Raw genomic sequence first — 15,076 nt, forward strand, 5'->3', positions numbered from 1 at the left:
ATGGCATGACGATTCCGGTTGGACGCGGGTGGGCCTTGACGCTGCTGATGGCGGCCGCATGCGTGCCCGCGCCGCTGCTGGCCCGGCCGTTGGCGAACGGCGCGTCTGGTCCGTCGACGTTCATCGTGTCGTGCGATTGCGCGACGTCCGTGAAGCGGGCGAGGGTGCAGCGCAGGATCGAGCGCGCGGGCGGCAGGATCCTGTATGCCTACGCGACCATCGGCGGATTTGCGGTGACGGCGCGGCGGCCTCAGGACGGCGCGGCGTTGCGGCGACGGCTGGAGCGCGTTGCGGGAATCCAGTCGGTACAGCCCGATAGCGTGATCCGGCTCGCCCCGCCCGGTGCGCCGCAGTGACAGCGTCGCCTGTCGCCGTAAAATTCGGAGATGTAATGTTGTAACGCAGCGCGGCTACGCCTAGATGGTCGGCTCGGATGGACCATAGGACTCACTCCCATACGACCTCGGTCGTGCGCAGCTTCGGCTGGGCGGGGCTCGATCGCGCGGCGATCGCGTTGTCGGGGCTGTGCGTCGTCCATTGCATCGCGAGTGCGGTGCTGCTCGCCATGCTGTCCGCGGCGGGCGGGCTGCTGCTCAACCCGCTGTTCCATGAGATCGGTCTCAGCATCGCGATCCTGCTCGGCGCGGTGGCGCTGGGGCGGGGGGTGATGGAGCATGGCTATATCATGCCCGCCGCAATGGGATCGTTCGGTCTGGGGATCATGGCGGGTGCGATGAGCCTGCCGCATGAGGGCGGTCATGGCGCGGAAACGCTGTGGACCGTGATCGGCGTCGGCCTGCTCGCCTTCGGGCACGACCTGAACCGCCGCGCCGGGCACTGACGCCGCTTGCCGCGGGGGCGAGCGCACCTTATTTCAGCAGCATGGCCAGCCACGCGCATCACGATCACCACGAGCCGCAAGGCGACGACCTGATGAAGGCCGCGCAGACGACGCTGGAAAAAGCGGGCGAGCAATGGACGCCGATGCGCGCCAGCGTGTTCGCGGCGCTGGCGGCGTTCGACAAGCCGGCCAGCGCCTATGACATTGCCGATGCGCTGTCGCAGCGCGAGGGGCGGCGGGTGGCCGCCAACAGCATCTATCGCATCCTCGACGTGTTCGTCGCCGCGAACCTGTCGCGAAAGGTCGAAAGCTCCAACGCTTACGTCGCCAACGCGCATCCCGATTGCCTGCACGACTGCATCTTTCTGGTGTGCGATTCCTGTGGACGAACCGTGCATCTGGACGATGACAGCGTCACCCGCGGGGTGCGCTCTGCCGCGCAAGCTGCTGGATTCACACCGGTTCGTCCCGTGATTGAGGTGCGGGGGCGCTGCGCCGACTGCGACTGAGCCCGGTTCGCGCTGCCAATCGACAGCCGATGGCGAAGCGCGTAGACGGGTGGGATGGCCGAACTCCCTGAGACTCCGCTGCTCGATACCGTCAACACCCCGGAAGAGCTGCGAAAATTGAAGCCCGAGCAGCTGCGCCAACTGGCGGACGAGCTGCGGCAGGAGACGATCTCCGCCGTCGGGACGACCGGTGGCCACCTCGGCTCCGGGCTGGGTGTGGTCGAGCTGACCACCGCGATCCACTATGTTTTCGATACGCCGCGCGACCGGTTGGTCTGGGACGTCGGGCATCAATGCTATCCGCACAAGATCCTGACCGGGCGCCGCGACCGCATCCGCACGTTGCGTCAGGGTGGGGGCCTCAGCGGCTTCACCAAGCGGAGCGAGAGCGAGTACGATCCGTTCGGCGCGGCGCATTCGTCGACCTCGATCTCGGCGGCGCTGGGCTTTGCGGTGGCGAACAAGCTGGCCGGCACGCCCGGGCGTGGCATCGCGGTGATCGGCGACGGGGCGATGTCCGCCGGCATGGCCTATGAGGCGATGAACAACGCCGAACAGGCGGGCAACCGGCTGGTCGTGATCCTGAACGACAATGACATGTCGATCGCGCCGCCGGTGGGCGGGCTGTCGGCATATCTGTCGCGCATCGTGTCGAGCCGCGAATTCTTAGGGGTGCGCGACATTCTGAAGCGCTTCGCCCGCCGCCTGCCGCGGCCGTTCCATCACGCCGCGCGCAAGACCGACGAATTCGCCCGCGGCATGACGATGGGCGGCACGCTGTTCGAGGAACTGGGCTTCTATTACGTCGGGCCGATCGACGGGCATAACCTCGACCATCTGATCCCGGTGCTCGAGAACGTCCGCGATGCCGAGGAAGGGCCGATCCTGGTCCATGTCGTGACCAAGAAGGGTAAGGGCTATGCCCCTGCCGAGGCCGCGGCGGACAAGTATCACGGCGTGCAGAAGTTCGACGTCATCACCGGTGCGCAGGCGAAAGCGCCTCCGGGGCCGCCGCAATATCAGAACGTGTTCGGCGACCAGCTGGTGAAGGAAGGGCAGCGCGATCCGACGATCGTCGCGATCACGGCGGCGATGCCGTCGGGCACCGGCGTCGACCGCTTCGCCAAGGCGTTTCCGGATCGCGCGTTCGACGTGGGGATCGCGGAACAGCATGCCGTCACCTTCGCGGCGGGCCTCGCGGCGCAGGGCATGCGGCCGTTCTGCGCGATCTATTCGACCTTCCTGCAGCGCGCCTACGACCAGGTGGTGCATGACGTGGCGATCCAGAATCTTCCCGTTCGCTTCGCGATCGATCGCGCGGGGCTGGTCGGTGCCGATGGCGCGACGCATGCCGGATCGTTCGACGTCACCTATCTGGCGACTTTGCCCAATTTCGTCGTGATGGCGGCGGCGGACGAGGCGGAGCTGGTGCATATGACGCACACCGCCGCGCTGCACGACAGCGGGCCGATCGCGGTGCGCTATCCGCGCGGGGCCGGCGTCGGCGTCGATCTGCCGGAGGTGCCGGAGCGGCTGGAGATCGGCAAGGGCCGCGTCGTGCGCGAGGGCAAGACGGTGGCGATCCTGTCGCTTGGCACCCGGCTGGAGGAGGCGCTGAAGGCCGCCGACACGCTGGAGGCGAAGGGGCTGTCGACCACGGTCGCCGACCTGCGCTTCGCCAAGCCGCTCGACGAGGCGCTGATCCGCCGCTTGCTGACGACGCACGAGGTCGCGGTAACGATCGAGGAGAATGCGGTCGGCGGCTTCGGCGCGCACGTGCTGACGCTGGCGAGCGACGAGGGGCTGATCGACGGCGGGCTGAAGCTGCGCACGATGCGCCTGCCCGATACGTTCCAGGACCAGGACAAGCCCGAGAAGCAATATGCCGAGGCGGGGCTCGACGCCGACCATATCGTCAGCACGGTGCTGACCGCGCTGCGTCACAACAGCACGGGCGTGCACGAGGGCGCGCGCGCGTGAGCGGACCGCTGAAGGCCGCGATCATTATCGGCCTGGCGGTCGTGGTGCTGATCGCGGTCAACGTGCGCATGTACCGCGCGATGAAGGCGGCGACGGCGAAGGGCCGGGCGCTGGAGGCGGACCCGCGCGAGGACCGCGGTGTCTGAGTCGGGCCGCTTCGCCTCATTGACGGAGGCGGAGCGGCAGATTCTGGCGCTGCTGGCGGCGGGGCATACCGCCAAGACGGCTGCGGCGACGCTCGGCCTCAGCGTCCACGGGGTGAACGAGCGGCTGCGCGAGGCGCGGCGTAAGACGGGGGCGGGGAGCAGCCGCGATCTCGCCCGCGCGCTGGCTGCCCAAGAAAATTGTAACCAGACAATCGGGGTGGTCCCGGCCGCCGCCGTGCCGCCAGAGGCCGTGCCGGACCTGCCGCAGCGTGCGGCGGGCACGGTACGGAAAGGGGTGCGTCCAATGGTGTTGGGACTCGGTATAGCGGCGGCGGCAGTGCTGCTGGGCGGCATCGGCTGGCAGCAGGAACGGGGGCAGGCGGCCGATCCGTTGCTCGGCTCTCTGGTGGTGCACAAGCCCCATGACGCGGCGGCACTGCATGCGCGGGTGCGCCGGGAAGCGCGCGATGCTGGCTGGGCCGCGCCGGCGGAAATGCGGCTGATGAACCGGTTCGGCAGGATCGACGGGGTCAACAGCCTGCGCGTCCTGTGCGGGACGGATCTGCGCGAGGTGGCCGGGCGGATCGCACCGGGCGGCACCACCAATGCGGCGTTGCTGGAGGTGCAGCAGGTTGCCTTTTCCGGCGTGCGGACGCTGGGGTTCACCGATGAATCGAGCTTTTCGGTCGGCGGGCAGGACACCGGCCAGGGCGCGGCGTTCGTCGCCTACCTGTACCGGCGCGCCGCCGACGTGCCCTATGTGGTGACGACGACGCCGGCGATGCACGCGACGATCGCGCCGGGGCCGTTCACGCTCGGCGTCACCTTCGATCGACCGATGCAGCCGGGGGACTTTTCCTTCGTGAAGTCCGACCGCGGCGCCTATCCCGAATGCGACGGCACGCCGCGCCGGTCGGCGGATGGGCGCAGCTTTACGATGCAATGTACCGCGGTGGCTGGGCAGGCCTATGCAGTGGGCTTCAACAGCGCGCAACATCGCAACTTCAAGAGCCTGGACGGGGTGCCGGCGGAGCCGTCGCTGCTGACGTTCGACGCGAAGCGCTGACGGCGGAGGCCCACGGCCGGCCGCTCGCACGGCGGCCGGTTTCGTGGTATGCGACGGGCCATGAAGCTGACCAAGACGCCCGATGGCTATGTCGTTCAGGTCCCCGCAGACGTCGTCGCGGCGTTGGGCTTGCATGAGGGCGACGCGGTCAAGGTCGTGAAATCGAACGTTATCACCATCGACGTGTCCGACGAGGAACGCAGACGTGCGATGGACACGATCCGAGAGTTGTCGCAACCGCTTCCGCCCGGTTACAAGTTCGATCGCGAGGAAGCCAACGCGCGGTGACACCGGCGTTTTTCGATACCAACGTTCTTGTCTACGCCTTTGGTGACGATGCCCGCCGTTCGGTCGCATTGCGATTGCTTGATGAAGGGTGCGTGGTCAGCGTCCAGTCGCTGAACGAGTTGGCCAATGTCCTGCTGCGGAAGCAGAAGCGGGATTGGCCGACAATCGGGCGAGCGGTTGATGCGATCATCGCGCGCAGCGCGACGATCGTGATTGCCAACCTGGACCTCCACCACCTCGGCCTGCGCCTCGCCGAACGCTATCGCCTGTCGGTCTACGATGCGATGATCGCTGCGGCGGCGCTGACGGCGGAGTGCGACACGCTCTATTCCGAGGATATGCACGACGGACTCGTCATCGACGGGCGCGTCAGGATCGTGAATCCGTTTGCGCCCGTCGCGGGATAGCTATCGGCCGAGATAGTGCGTTTGCGCGGCGTCGGTCGCGTTGATCGCCAGGATCGAGCGGGCATCGCCCGGGGAGCGGGCATGGCCGTGCCCGTCGGTGCCGGCGGCGATCACGCGGTCGAGCAGCTCCTGTCCTTCGCGCCACCAGCCGACCCCGCTCGCGGCGTTGAGGTGGCCCTGCGGCCCGGCGTCGACGAAATGACTGCCCCATTGCGCGGCGAGGCTGTGCGCGCGATCGATGGTGATCCAGGGATCGTCACTCGATGCGACGACGATCGACGGGAAGGGCAAGGGCGTCTTCGGTGTCGGCGCGAAGCCGCGCAATTCGTCGGGCGCGTTCGGGCGGTCGACGTCCGCGGGCGCGACGAGCAGCGCGCCGGCCACCGGCCAGCCATAGGGTTGCGGCGACAATTCCGCCCACCACGCCACCGCAAGGCAGCCGAGGCTGTGCGCGGCGAGGATGACGGGTGCTTCGGCGCGGGCGATCGCCTGGTCGAGCTTCGTCACCCAGGCGTTGCGGTGCGGCGTATGCCACATGCCGAGTTCGACGCGAACGGTGTCGGGCCGCGCCTCCTCCCACAAGGTCTGCCAGTGCGAAGGCCCGGAGCCGCCGAGGCCGGGCACGGTCAGGATGGTCGGCAAGGTCGCGTCGTAATGGGAAAATCCGGTCATGCTGCATCTCCCTCCAGTGGGGGACAGCGGGGCCGGCCGGCGTATCGGGACACGCCGTACGGTCATGCTTCCCGACAGGCAAGGTAATCCTACTATTCCTATAGGCAATAGAGTCGCGGCTGATGGAGGGCGGGATGCGACGGGTGGAGCGGGAGGGGGCCAAGAGCCGTCATTCCCGCGTAGGCGGGACTCCAGAACCTCCGACGTTCGCGATGGACTCGAAGCGGTAGCGCGTCTGGATTCCCGCCTTCGCGGGAAATGACGGGTGGGGTCGGGGTGGGCGACTGCCCAGGAATGACGGTGGGGGCGGCCGGGGCGGAGGTGCCCTCGCACAGCAGGGGGCGTGACGCCGGGCGGTGCCCTCGCTACGGAGCCCTGATGGCGAAGATCCGTGCCGACCAGTTGCTCGTGGACCGCGGGCTCGCCGAATCGAAGACGCGGGCGCAGGCGCTCGTGATGGCGGGGCTGGTGTTCGTCGATACGCGCAAGGTCGACAAGCCGGGGCAGGCACTGCCCGCGGATGCGCCGATCGAGGTGCGTGGGCGCGATCATCCCTGGGTGTCGCGCGGCGGCATCAAGCTGGCGCATGGCCTTGATCATGTCGGGTGGGACGTGACCGGCGCGGTGGCGATCGACGTGGGATCGTCGACGGGCGGCTTCACCGACGTGCTGCTGACCCGTGGCGCGGCCCGCGTCTATGCGGTCGACAGCGGCACCAACCAGCTCGCGTGGAAGCTGCGGCAGGACCCGCGCGTGATCGTCCACGAACAGACCAGCGCGCGCATCCTGACCGACGCGCATATCCCCGAGCCCGTCGACCTGATCGTGTGCGACGCGAGCTTCATCGGCCTGTCCAAGGTGCTGGAGCGGCCGATGACCTTCGCGCGGGAGGGCGCCCGCCTGCTGGCGCTTATCAAGCCCCAGTTCGAGGCGGGGCGCGACGAGGTGGGCAAGGGCGGCGTGGTGCGCGATCCCGCCGTGCATGCGCGGGTGTGCGACGACGTGGTCGCCTGGCTCCAGGCGAGTGGTTGGAGCGTCGCGGGCGTCACCGAAAGCCCGATCACCGGGCCCGAGGGCAATATCGAATTTCTGGTCGCGGCATCCCGAAACGGGCCATGACGGAACGATAATCGTAACGGACGCTTTACGAACGGGCCGTCACGCGACAAGGGGCGCGAAAGGCATGCGGAGGAAGCGTCGGTGAGCGGGATTGCGTCCAAGGGTCAGCTGCGAATGTCGTTCCTGCGCTGGGCGATCGTGACCGTGCCGCTGATCCTGCTGCTGGGCTTCGCCTCGGGCCGCGCCGTGCCGGCGGGGTCGGAGAACAGCTGGTACGTCGCGCTGCAAAAGCCTGAACTCACGCCGCCGGGCTGGGTGTTTCCGGTCGCCTGGACGTCGCTGTACATCCTGCTGGGTCTATCGGTCGCGCTGATCCTGCATGCGCGCGGCGCGCGCGGGCGGGGGCTGGCGCTGGCGGTGTTCGCGGTGCAGTTCGCCCTCAATCTCGCCTGGACGCCGCTGTTCTTCGGGGCGCATCGTATCGGCGCGGCACTGGTCGTGATCGTCGCGATGCTGCTGCTGTCGATCGTCACGACACTGCTGTTCGGGAGGATTCGCACCGCTGCGGCGTGGCTGATGGTGCCCTATATGGTGTGGATCAGCTTTGCGGGCGTGCTGACCTGGCGGATCGGCCAGCTCAACCCCGGTGCGGAAACCCTTGTGCCAGGGGCGCACACGTCCCAGATGCTGTGACAATACGCACGCTTATGTGCCGGGAACCGATGATATGCAGTCCGATAACCGCCTGTTCGATGATTTCGTGAAGCTGATGAACGGCGCCGCCGGCACGCTCGCCGGCGTGGGGCGCGAGGCGGAATCGGGTGCGCGCGCCCGGATGCGCGAATGGATCGGCGGGCTCGATTTCGTCAGCCGCGATGAGTTCGAGGTGGTGAAGGCGATGGCCGTCGCGGCCCGCGACGAAAATGACGCGCTGAAGGCCCGGATCGATGCGCTGGAGGCGAAGCTTGCCACCAGTGCGGCGCCGGTTGCCTGATTGGGGCGCCTGACCCACTTTTCCACAGCTTTATCGACAGGCTTGTCCACGACGGGGTTGCATGGGGCTTTTTGCCTCGGCAGCCTCGTCGTGCGATAAGGGGCACGATAATGCTCGATTCCGCCGAACACGATACCGATCCCGCCGCCCCCATCGACATGCTCGAGGCTTACTACGCCGCGCATGGCTGGGAGCATGAGCGGCATGACGACGAGATCGTCGCGACGGTCAAAGGCAGCTGGACCACCTATGAATTGCGCGCGCTGTGGCGTGAGGACGACAGCGTCCTGCAATTCCTAGCGTTCCCCGACATCAAGGTGACCGACGATCGGCGCAGCGGCGTCTATGAGGCGATCGGGCTGGTCAACGAGCAATTGTGGATCGGCCATTTCGAGCTTTGGTCGTCCTCCGGCGTGCTGCTGTATCGGCATGCGGCGATGATCGACGGCGAAGACGAAGGCACGATGTCGCTGGGTGCGGCAGAGCTGCTGGTCGAATCGGCGATCGAGGAGTGCGAGCGCTTCTACCCGGTGTTCCAGTTCGTCCTGTGGGGCGGCAAGACCCCGCGCGAGGCGCTGGCCGCCGCGCTGATCGAGACGCAGGGCGAGGCCTGAGGCGGTGAAGCTGCTGATGATCGGCGCCGGCAATATGGGCGGCGCGATGCTGCGCCGCTGGCTCGCGGCGGGGATGGAGGCGCGCGACGTCACCATCGTCAGCCCCAGCGGCCGTGCGATGCCCGATGGCGTGCGCGTCGTGCCTGCGGTGCCGGCGGCGGAGGAGGGGGCGTATGACGTCATCCTGCTCGGGCTGAAACCGCAACAGCTGCGCAGCCTGTCGGGCGGTGCGATCGCGGGCCATGCGCCGCGGCTGCTGGTGTCGATCCTGGCCGGGGTGGAGGAGGCGACGCTGGCGCCGCTGTGCCGCGCCGGGACGGTGGTGCGCGCGATGCCGAACCTGCCCGTCGCGATCGGCAAGGGCGTGGTGGCGCTCCATTCCTCGACCGCGGACGCAAGCGTGCGCGACGAGGTGACCGCCTGGATGCGGCCGCTGGGCCATGTCGAATGGATCGCCGACGAAGCGCGGTTCGACGACGTGACCGCGCTGGCCGGCTGCGGGCCGGGCTTCGTCTTCCGCTTCGCCGATGCGTTGGCGCAGGCGGGGGCGGCGCTGGGGTTGCCGGCGGATCAGGCGGCGCGGCTGGCGCTGGCGACGCTGGAGGGCGCGGCGGTCATGGCAGCGGACGCCGACGCGCCGCCAGCGACGCTCGCCGATCGCGTGGCGAGTCCGGGCGGATCGACGCGGCAGGGGCTGAACGTGCTCGACCGTGCCGACGGACTGGTCGCGCTGCTGACCGATACGCTGGCCGCCTCGGCGCGCCGGAACCGCGAGATGGCGGCCGAAACGCGCTGAGCCGCAGGGCGCGGCCCAGCCGATGGGCGTGGGGGTTAGAGCCCCAGCTTCTGGACGTTGGCGCGCTCGGCTTCGGGGATCATGCCCTCCAGCACCGCCCAATAGCCCGACACCGCCTCCTGGCCGGCGGATTGATAGGCCTGCGCCATCTTGACGCGCACCGCCTCGAACAGGTCGCTTTCGAGCTGCGCGCCCTCCGTGGTCAGGCGCAGCAGCCGCTGGCGGCGGTCGCGTTCGCCGGGCCGGGCGGTCACGAGCTTGCGGTCGCTCAGCTCGTTGAGTACGCGACCCAGCGATTGCTTGGTGATCGCCAGCATCGCCAGCAGCTCGCTGACCGTCAGATCGGGCTTGCGGGCGATGAAATACAAGGCACGGTGGTGCGCGCGGCCCAATCCCTGGGCGGCAAGCCCCTGGTCGATGGAGCGCGTGAGATGGCTATGGCCGAAATACAGCAGTTCCATGCCACGACGGAGTTCGGGTTCACGCAGGAATTGCGCGGATGCGGAGGACACTGGGGCAGCCATATTGACCGGTTTAGCCACCGTCCCTACGCGTCTGCAACCCCTGATGTCTGAGAGAAATCAAATGAATGCGCCTTCGACGGCCGGGTCGGCCGCTTTTCGCTTCGATCCCAGCACCACGCCGGTGGACGCCAACGAGCGCGCGGCGCGGCTGGTCGATCCGGGGTTCGGCCGCGTCTTCACCGACCATATGGCGGTGATCCGCTACACCGAGGGGCAGGGCTGGCACGACGCCGTCATCACCGCGCGCGCGCCGGTGACGGTCGATCCCTCCACTGCGGTGCTGCATTATGCGCAGGAGATTTTCGAAGGGCTGAAGGCCTATCGTCTGGATGACGGCGGCATGGCGCTGTTCCGTCCCGACGCGAACGCGCGCCGCTTCAACAACAGCGCGCGCCGGCTCGCGATGCCCGAACTGCCCGAAGAGCTGTTCCTTGAATCGTGCCGCCAATTGGTCCGGACCGAGCGCGACTGGTTTCCCCAGATCGACGGCGGCGCGCTGTACCTGCGCCCCTTCATGTATGCGAGCGAGGCGTTCCTGGGCGTGAAGCCGTCCGCCGAATATCTCTACATGGTCATCGCATCCTCGGTCGGCGCCTATTGGAAGGGCGGCGCGCGCGCGGTGTCGATCTGGGTCAGCCAGAATTACACGCGCGCCGCGCCCGGCGGCACAGGCGAGGCGAAGTGCGGCGGCAATTACGCCGCCAGCCTGGCCGCGCAGTCGGAAGCGATCGCGCAAGGGTGCGACCAGGTCGTCTTCCTCGACGCGGTCGAGCGCCGCTGGGTCGAGGAACTGGGTGGCATGAACGTCTTCTTCGTGTTCGACGACGGATCGATGGTGACGCCGCCGCTGACCGGCACGATCCTGCCCGGCATCACCCGCGATTCGATCATCCGCATCGCCCGCGACCAGGGCCTGACGGTGCGCGAGGAGCCCTATGGCATCGACCAATGGCGCGCCGACGCCGCGAGCGGCCGCCTGACCGAAGCCTTCGCCTGCGGCACCGCCGCGGTCGTCACCCCGATCGGCCAGGTGGTGGAAGCGACCGGTCGCTTCACCATCGGCAGCGGCGGCACCGGCCAGCTGACGCAGCGCATGCTCGACGCGCTGTCGGCGATCCAGCGCGGCCGCGCCGCCGACCCGCACGGCTGGCTCGAACGACTGGATTGAGGACGCGCGGCCGGGTTTTCCTGGCGTTCACGCGAAAACCCGGCGTGTTGGGGCTTTTCACGCGCCGCCCGCCGGCTATAAGGCGCGCCTCCCGGTGGGGCGTCGCCAAGCGGTAAGGCAACGGTTTTTGGTACCGTCATACGCAGGTTCGAATCCTGCCGCCCCAGCCATCTGCCTGAAATCTCAGCCGAACGTGATGTGTGCCTGTCGTGGTGGACCGCTGGCTGGAAGGCCGCGCGTGCCATGGGGGCGCTCCGCGGTGACGCGGATGATGCTGGCGGTGCTCGACAGGCGGGCCAGGGCAGGAAATCGAGATAATCGAGCGGGTGCTCCAAGCGATCGCTAGGGGCATACTGTCCGCCTCTGATCGGCAAGAGGGGTAGGCCCATGTTAGGCCATGCGGCCTAGCATCCGGCCTCGTCCGACTGCGGGCGGGGGAGACGTCTCCTTACGCTCGCATCAGGCGGTGCTCCATGGCGTCTTTGCCGGATCGGCGGTGCGGCCGTCCTGTATCGCGCCTGGTGTTCTGGAGAAGCGTGGGGTCGGCGCGGTGTGGGGGATGCCGTGCTGATCGACGAACGTGCCGCGCGCTCGAAGATGGGGATCGTGGAGCGCCTCTTGCGTGGTGAGGACGGGGTAGACGCAGGCGTCGGTGCCGCGGAACAGCGCCGTCCAGTGCGCGCAGGGCTGGCTGGCGAAGGCGGCTTCGAGCAGCCGTGTGGTTTCGGGCCATGCCGCCTCGCGCTGCAGGTCCGATGGGCGGTCGCAGGCAATGCCCAGCGTCGTGAGCAGCTGCGCCCAGAATTGCGGCTCGATCGCGCCGACGGCGATCTGGCGGCCGTCGGCGCACATGTAGGTGCGGTAATATGGGGCGGCGCCGGCGAGGGGGTTTCGGTCGCGGTGCAGCGAGATGCGTCCGGATGGCGTGAGGCCGGTGAACATCGTCATGAGATTGCTGACGCCGTCGACGATCGCGGCGTCGACGACCTGCCCGCGGCCGGAGCGTTCGCGCTCCCACAGGGCGGCCATGATGCCGAAAGCGAGGAACATCGAGCCGCCGCCGAAGTCGCCGACGAGATTGAGCGGCGGGGGCGACCGTTCGCCGGCCTGGCCCATCGCGGCGAGTGCGCCCGTCATGGCGATGTAATTGATGTCATGGCCGGCGGTTTGGGCGAGTGGGCCATCTTGTCCCCACCCCGTCATCCGGCCGTAGACGAGCCGGTCGTTGCGGCCGCACAGGATGTCGGGGCCGAGGCCGAGGCGCTCCATGACGCCGGGGCGGAAGCCTTCGATCAGCACATCGGCCGTGTCGCAGAGGGCGATCGCCTGATCGCGCCCTTCGTCGCTGCGGATGTCGAGCGTCATGACCGTCCGGCCGCGATCCATGATCGGGTTGGGCCAGCCATTGCCGCCAGGGCGATCGATCCGCACGACGTCCGCGCCCTGATCGGACAGCAGCATCGCGCAATGCGGGCCGGGACCGATGCTGACGAACTCCACCACGCGAAGGCCGACGAGCGGCCCGGATGCTTCGGCCATGGCTAATCCTCCGGGGCGATGCGGACGCGCAGGGCCGCGTCGGCGTTCGTCAGGATCAGCTGGCAGGAGAGGCGGGAGCCCGCGCCGCGATGATCGCTGCTGTCGAGCAGATCGTCCTCGTCCGGACTGAGCGGTGGCAGAATGCCGTCGCCGTCCTCGACATAGACATGGCAAGTGGCGCAGGAGCAGCATCCGCCGCACATCGCGAGGAGCTCGTCGATGCCGGCGTCGCGGATCGCCTCCATGACGCTCATGTCCGCCGTAGCGTCGACCTGGCGCATGGTGCCGTCGCGCAGGATGACGGTGATCGCGGTCATGCCGCCATCTCGTGCGGCGCGACGATGCAATGCGTCAGCCGCGACGTGATGATCCGTTCGGCGTCCCGCACGATGCGCGCGACCAGGTCGCGGCAGGTCGGAATGTCGTGGATGAGGCCCTGGATCTGGCCGGCCCAGATCAGTCCCGCGTCGAGGTCGCCGGTTTCGAGCGCGATCCGCCCCTTCGCGCCGGATACCAGCGGGCGGATATCCTCGAACGTCGTGTCTGGACGGTTCGACAGATCGACGACGCGATCGGAGACGCTGGTCTTGGCGACTCGGCCGGTGTTGTGGAAGCGGCGGAAGATCAGGTTGGTCGCGCGCTCGTCGTTGGCGACGATGAACTGCTTCACTGCGTCGTGGATCGGCGCCTCGACCGTCGCGCAGAAGCGTGTGCCCATGTTGATGCCATCGGCACCGAGCGCGAGCGCGGCGGCAAGGCCACGGCCATCGCCGAAACCGCCGCTCGCCAGCATCGGCACGCGCACCCTGTCGGCGGCGGCGGGGATCAGGACGAGGCCGGGAATGTCGTCCTCCCCGGGATGGCCGGCGCATTCGAAACCGTCGATCGAGATGGCGTCGACGCCCATCCGCTCGGCGGACAGCGCGTGGCGGACGGCGGTACATTTGTGGATGACGGTGATGCCGTGCGCCTTGAAATGCTCGACATGCTCCTGCGGGCGATGGCCGGCGGTTTCGACGATGGTGACACCCATGTCGATGATCGCCCGGCGATAGTCGGCATAGGGCGGCGGCGATACCGAGGGCAGGATGGTGAGGTTCACCCCGAACGGCTTGTCGGTCATCGACCGGCAGCGTTCGATCTCGCGGCGCAGATCGTCGGGCGTCGGCTGGGTGAGGGCGGTGAGGATGCCGAGGCCGCCGGCGTTGGACACCGCCGCGGCCAGTTCGGCGCGGCCGACCCACATCATGCCGCCCTGCACGACCGGATGTTCGATACCGAGCAGGTCGGTGATGCGCGTGCGCAGCGCCATCAGAGCGCCTCGACGATGGTGACGTTGGCGATGCCGCCGCCTTCGCACATGGTCTGGAGGCCATAGCGCTTGCCGCGCGCGCGCAGGGCGTGGATCAGCGTGGTCATCAGCTTCGTCCCGCTCGCGCCGAGCGGGTGGCCGAGCGCGATCGCGCCGCCGTTGACGTTCAGCCTGTCGGGATCGGCGCCGACATGCTTCGCCCAGGCGAGCGGGACCGGCGCGAACGCCTCGTTCACTTCGTACAGATCGATATCGTCGATCGAGAGGCCGGCCTTGCGCAGCGCCTTGTCGGTCGCGAACAGGGGTTCTTCGAGCATGATGACGGGATCGCCCGCGGTGACGGTCAGGTCGACGATGCGGGCGATCGGCGTCAGGCCGTGCGCTTTCAGGGCGCGTTCGTTGACGACCAGCACCGCGCTGGCGCCGTCGCAGATCTGGCTGGCATTCGCGGCCGTGATGACGCCGCCGTCGCGCAGCGGCTTTACCGAGGCGATCGCTTCGAGCGTGGCGTCCAGGCGAATGCCCTCGTCGCGCCAATGGGGTTCGTCGTCGACCATGATCGGCACGATCTCCGCATTGAACGCGCCTGCCTGCGTGGCGGCGGCGGCGCGGCGATGGCTTTCCAGTGCGTAGCGGTCGAGCGTCTCGCGATCGAAGCCGTATTTGCGGGCGATCGCCTCCGCACCGTCGAACTGGCTGAATTCGGCGACGCCGAAGCGCGCGGCGATGCTCTCGCTGACCGGGCCGATCCCGATGCCTTCCTTTTTGTGGAGCGACATGTTGGAGAACATCGGCACGCGGCTCATGCTTTCGGCGCCGGCCGCGATAACCACGTCCTGCGTGCCCGACATGACCGCCTGCGCGGCGAACTGGATCGCCTGTTGCGACGAGCCGCACTGGCGGTCGATCGTCACTGCCGGCACGCTGTCGGGCAGTTTCGAGGCGAAGACGGCGTTGCGGCCGAAGGCGAAGGATTGTTCGCCCGCCTGCGTGACGCAGCCCATGATGACGTCCTCGATCGCAGCAGGATCGATGCCGGAGGAATCGACGAGCGCGTCGAGGACGCTGGCCGCGAGGTCGGCCGGGTGGACGGTCGACAACCGGCCGTTGCGACGGCCTCCGGGAAGGCGGACCGCGTTGACGATATAGGCATCGGCCATG

The 15,076-nt window shown here is 68.3% G+C and carries 20 protein-coding genes and 1 tRNA gene; 15 read left to right on the forward strand and 6 right to left on the reverse strand.

What is annotated here, in order from left to right; genetic code table 11:
• The first annotated feature begins 5 nt into the window (after positions 1-5).
• The 8 genes from GGR47_RS03390 (at position 6) to GGR47_RS03425 (ending at position 5,237) form a co-directional block, all read left to right on the forward strand.
• Positions 6-356, forward strand: a complete 351-nt coding sequence (locus tag GGR47_RS03390) for a hypothetical protein (protein ID WP_147034934.1) — start codon at positions 6-8, stop codon at positions 354-356.
• A gap of 113 nt (positions 357-469) precedes the next feature.
• Positions 470-841: a MerC domain-containing protein gene (locus GGR47_RS03395; RefSeq protein ID WP_017977943.1), complete on the forward strand. Its 372-nt coding sequence runs from the start codon at positions 470-472 to the stop codon at positions 839-841.
• Positions 842-882: 41 nt separating this feature from the next.
• A complete protein-coding gene (locus tag GGR47_RS03400) occupies positions 883-1,350 on the forward strand; it encodes a Fur family transcriptional regulator (protein ID WP_017977944.1) in 468 nt (155 codons plus the stop codon).
• A 54-nt stretch (positions 1,351-1,404) separates the two neighbouring features.
• Entirely contained in the window at positions 1,405-3,330 is a 1,926-nt protein-coding gene (gene dxs / locus GGR47_RS03405) for a 1-deoxy-D-xylulose-5-phosphate synthase (RefSeq protein ID WP_147034933.1), read from the forward strand.
• Positions 3,327-3,476, forward strand: coding sequence for a hypothetical protein (locus tag GGR47_RS03410; RefSeq protein WP_167509683.1), 150 nt, complete (start codon positions 3,327-3,329; stop codon positions 3,474-3,476). The genes dxs and GGR47_RS03410 overlap by 4 nt, the downstream gene beginning before the upstream one ends.
• Positions 3,469-4,542, forward strand: a complete 1,074-nt coding sequence (locus GGR47_RS03415) for a LuxR C-terminal-related transcriptional regulator (protein WP_244304935.1) — start codon at positions 3,469-3,471, stop codon at positions 4,540-4,542. The genes GGR47_RS03410 and GGR47_RS03415 overlap by 8 nt, the downstream gene beginning before the upstream one ends.
• 60 nt (positions 4,543-4,602) lie before the next feature.
• Positions 4,603-4,830, forward strand: a complete 228-nt coding sequence (locus tag GGR47_RS03420) for a hypothetical protein (protein ID WP_147034932.1) — start codon at positions 4,603-4,605, stop codon at positions 4,828-4,830.
• The gene (locus tag GGR47_RS03425; protein WP_147034931.1) at positions 4,827-5,237 is read left to right on the forward strand and encodes a PIN domain-containing protein; all 411 of its coding nucleotides are present in this window, start codon (positions 4,827-4,829) and stop codon (positions 5,235-5,237) included. The genes GGR47_RS03420 and GGR47_RS03425 overlap by 4 nt, the downstream gene beginning before the upstream one ends.
• On the opposite strand, the gene GGR47_RS03430 is transcribed toward GGR47_RS03425, so the two are convergent.
• Positions 5,238-5,909 (reverse strand): RBBP9/YdeN family alpha/beta hydrolase, encoded by a 672-nt coding sequence (locus tag GGR47_RS03430; RefSeq protein ID WP_017977950.1) that lies wholly within the window; start codon positions 5,907-5,909, stop codon positions 5,238-5,240. It abuts the gene before it with no gap.
• A 378-nt stretch (positions 5,910-6,287) separates the two neighbouring features.
• Between GGR47_RS03430 and GGR47_RS03435 the strand changes: the two genes are divergently transcribed.
• From GGR47_RS03435 to GGR47_RS03455, 5 genes are all read left to right on the forward strand, one after another.
• Positions 6,288-7,028, forward strand: coding sequence for a TlyA family RNA methyltransferase (locus GGR47_RS03435; RefSeq protein ID WP_147034930.1), 741 nt, complete (start codon positions 6,288-6,290; stop codon positions 7,026-7,028).
• A gap of 114 nt (positions 7,029-7,142) precedes the next feature.
• The gene (locus GGR47_RS03440; RefSeq protein WP_147034948.1) at positions 7,143-7,661 is read left to right on the forward strand and encodes a TspO/MBR family protein; all 519 of its coding nucleotides are present in this window, start codon (positions 7,143-7,145) and stop codon (positions 7,659-7,661) included.
• A 34-nt stretch (positions 7,662-7,695) separates the two neighbouring features.
• The gene (locus tag GGR47_RS03445) at positions 7,696-7,962 is read left to right on the forward strand and encodes an accessory factor UbiK family protein (protein WP_043059067.1); all 267 of its coding nucleotides are present in this window, start codon (positions 7,696-7,698) and stop codon (positions 7,960-7,962) included.
• A gap of 110 nt (positions 7,963-8,072) precedes the next feature.
• Complete coding sequence (locus GGR47_RS03450) at positions 8,073-8,576, forward strand: type III secretion system chaperone family protein (RefSeq protein WP_147034929.1); 504 nt, start codon at positions 8,073-8,075, stop codon at positions 8,574-8,576.
• 4 nt (positions 8,577-8,580) lie between these two features.
• On the forward strand, positions 8,581-9,372 hold the full coding sequence (locus GGR47_RS03455; protein WP_147034928.1) for a pyrroline-5-carboxylate reductase family protein: 792 nt from the start codon (positions 8,581-8,583) through the stop codon (positions 9,370-9,372).
• A 35-nt stretch (positions 9,373-9,407) separates the two neighbouring features.
• On the opposite strand, the gene GGR47_RS03460 is transcribed toward GGR47_RS03455, so the two are convergent.
• Positions 9,408-9,896: a MarR family transcriptional regulator gene (locus tag GGR47_RS03460; RefSeq protein WP_147034927.1), complete on the reverse strand. Its 489-nt coding sequence runs from the start codon at positions 9,894-9,896 to the stop codon at positions 9,408-9,410.
• A 61-nt stretch (positions 9,897-9,957) separates the two neighbouring features.
• On the opposite strand from GGR47_RS03460, the gene GGR47_RS03465 reads away from it, so the two are divergent.
• Together GGR47_RS03465 and GGR47_RS03470 are read left to right on the forward strand one after the other, a co-directional pair.
• On the forward strand, positions 9,958-11,064 hold the full coding sequence (locus GGR47_RS03465) for a branched-chain amino acid aminotransferase (protein WP_147034926.1): 1,107 nt from the start codon (positions 9,958-9,960) through the stop codon (positions 11,062-11,064).
• 95 nt (positions 11,065-11,159) lie between these two features.
• A tRNA-Gln gene (locus tag GGR47_RS03470) sits at positions 11,160-11,234 on the forward strand.
• A 289-nt stretch (positions 11,235-11,523) separates the two neighbouring features.
• On the opposite strand, the gene GGR47_RS03475 is transcribed toward GGR47_RS03470, so the two are convergent.
• From GGR47_RS03475 to GGR47_RS03490, 4 genes are read right to left on the reverse strand one after another with little or no spacing between them, the layout of a single operon-like run.
• Positions 11,524-12,603 carry a CaiB/BaiF CoA transferase family protein gene (locus GGR47_RS03475; protein ID WP_147034925.1) on the reverse strand — a complete coding sequence of 360 codons (1,080 nt, stop codon included), beginning with the start codon at positions 12,601-12,603 and terminating at the stop codon, positions 11,524-11,526.
• Between the two features lie 2 nt (positions 12,604-12,605).
• Positions 12,606-12,920: a 2Fe-2S iron-sulfur cluster-binding protein gene (locus tag GGR47_RS03480; RefSeq protein WP_147034924.1), complete on the reverse strand. Its 315-nt coding sequence runs from the start codon at positions 12,918-12,920 to the stop codon at positions 12,606-12,608.
• On the reverse strand, positions 12,917-13,915 hold the full coding sequence (locus GGR47_RS03485) for an NAD(P)H-dependent flavin oxidoreductase (protein WP_147034923.1): 999 nt from the start codon (positions 13,913-13,915) through the stop codon (positions 12,917-12,919). Before GGR47_RS03485 ends, GGR47_RS03480 begins: the two co-directional genes overlap by 4 nt.
• Positions 13,915-15,075 (reverse strand): acetyl-CoA C-acetyltransferase, encoded by a 1,161-nt coding sequence (locus tag GGR47_RS03490; protein WP_147034922.1) that lies wholly within the window; start codon positions 15,073-15,075, stop codon positions 13,915-13,917. The genes GGR47_RS03485 and GGR47_RS03490 overlap by 1 nt, the downstream gene beginning before the upstream one ends.
• Position 15,076: the final 1 nt, after the last annotated feature.

This window comes from Sphingomonas aquatilis (genome assembly GCF_014196115.1).
Taxonomy (GTDB): Bacteria; Pseudomonadota; Alphaproteobacteria; order Sphingomonadales; family Sphingomonadaceae; genus Sphingomonas; species Sphingomonas aquatilis.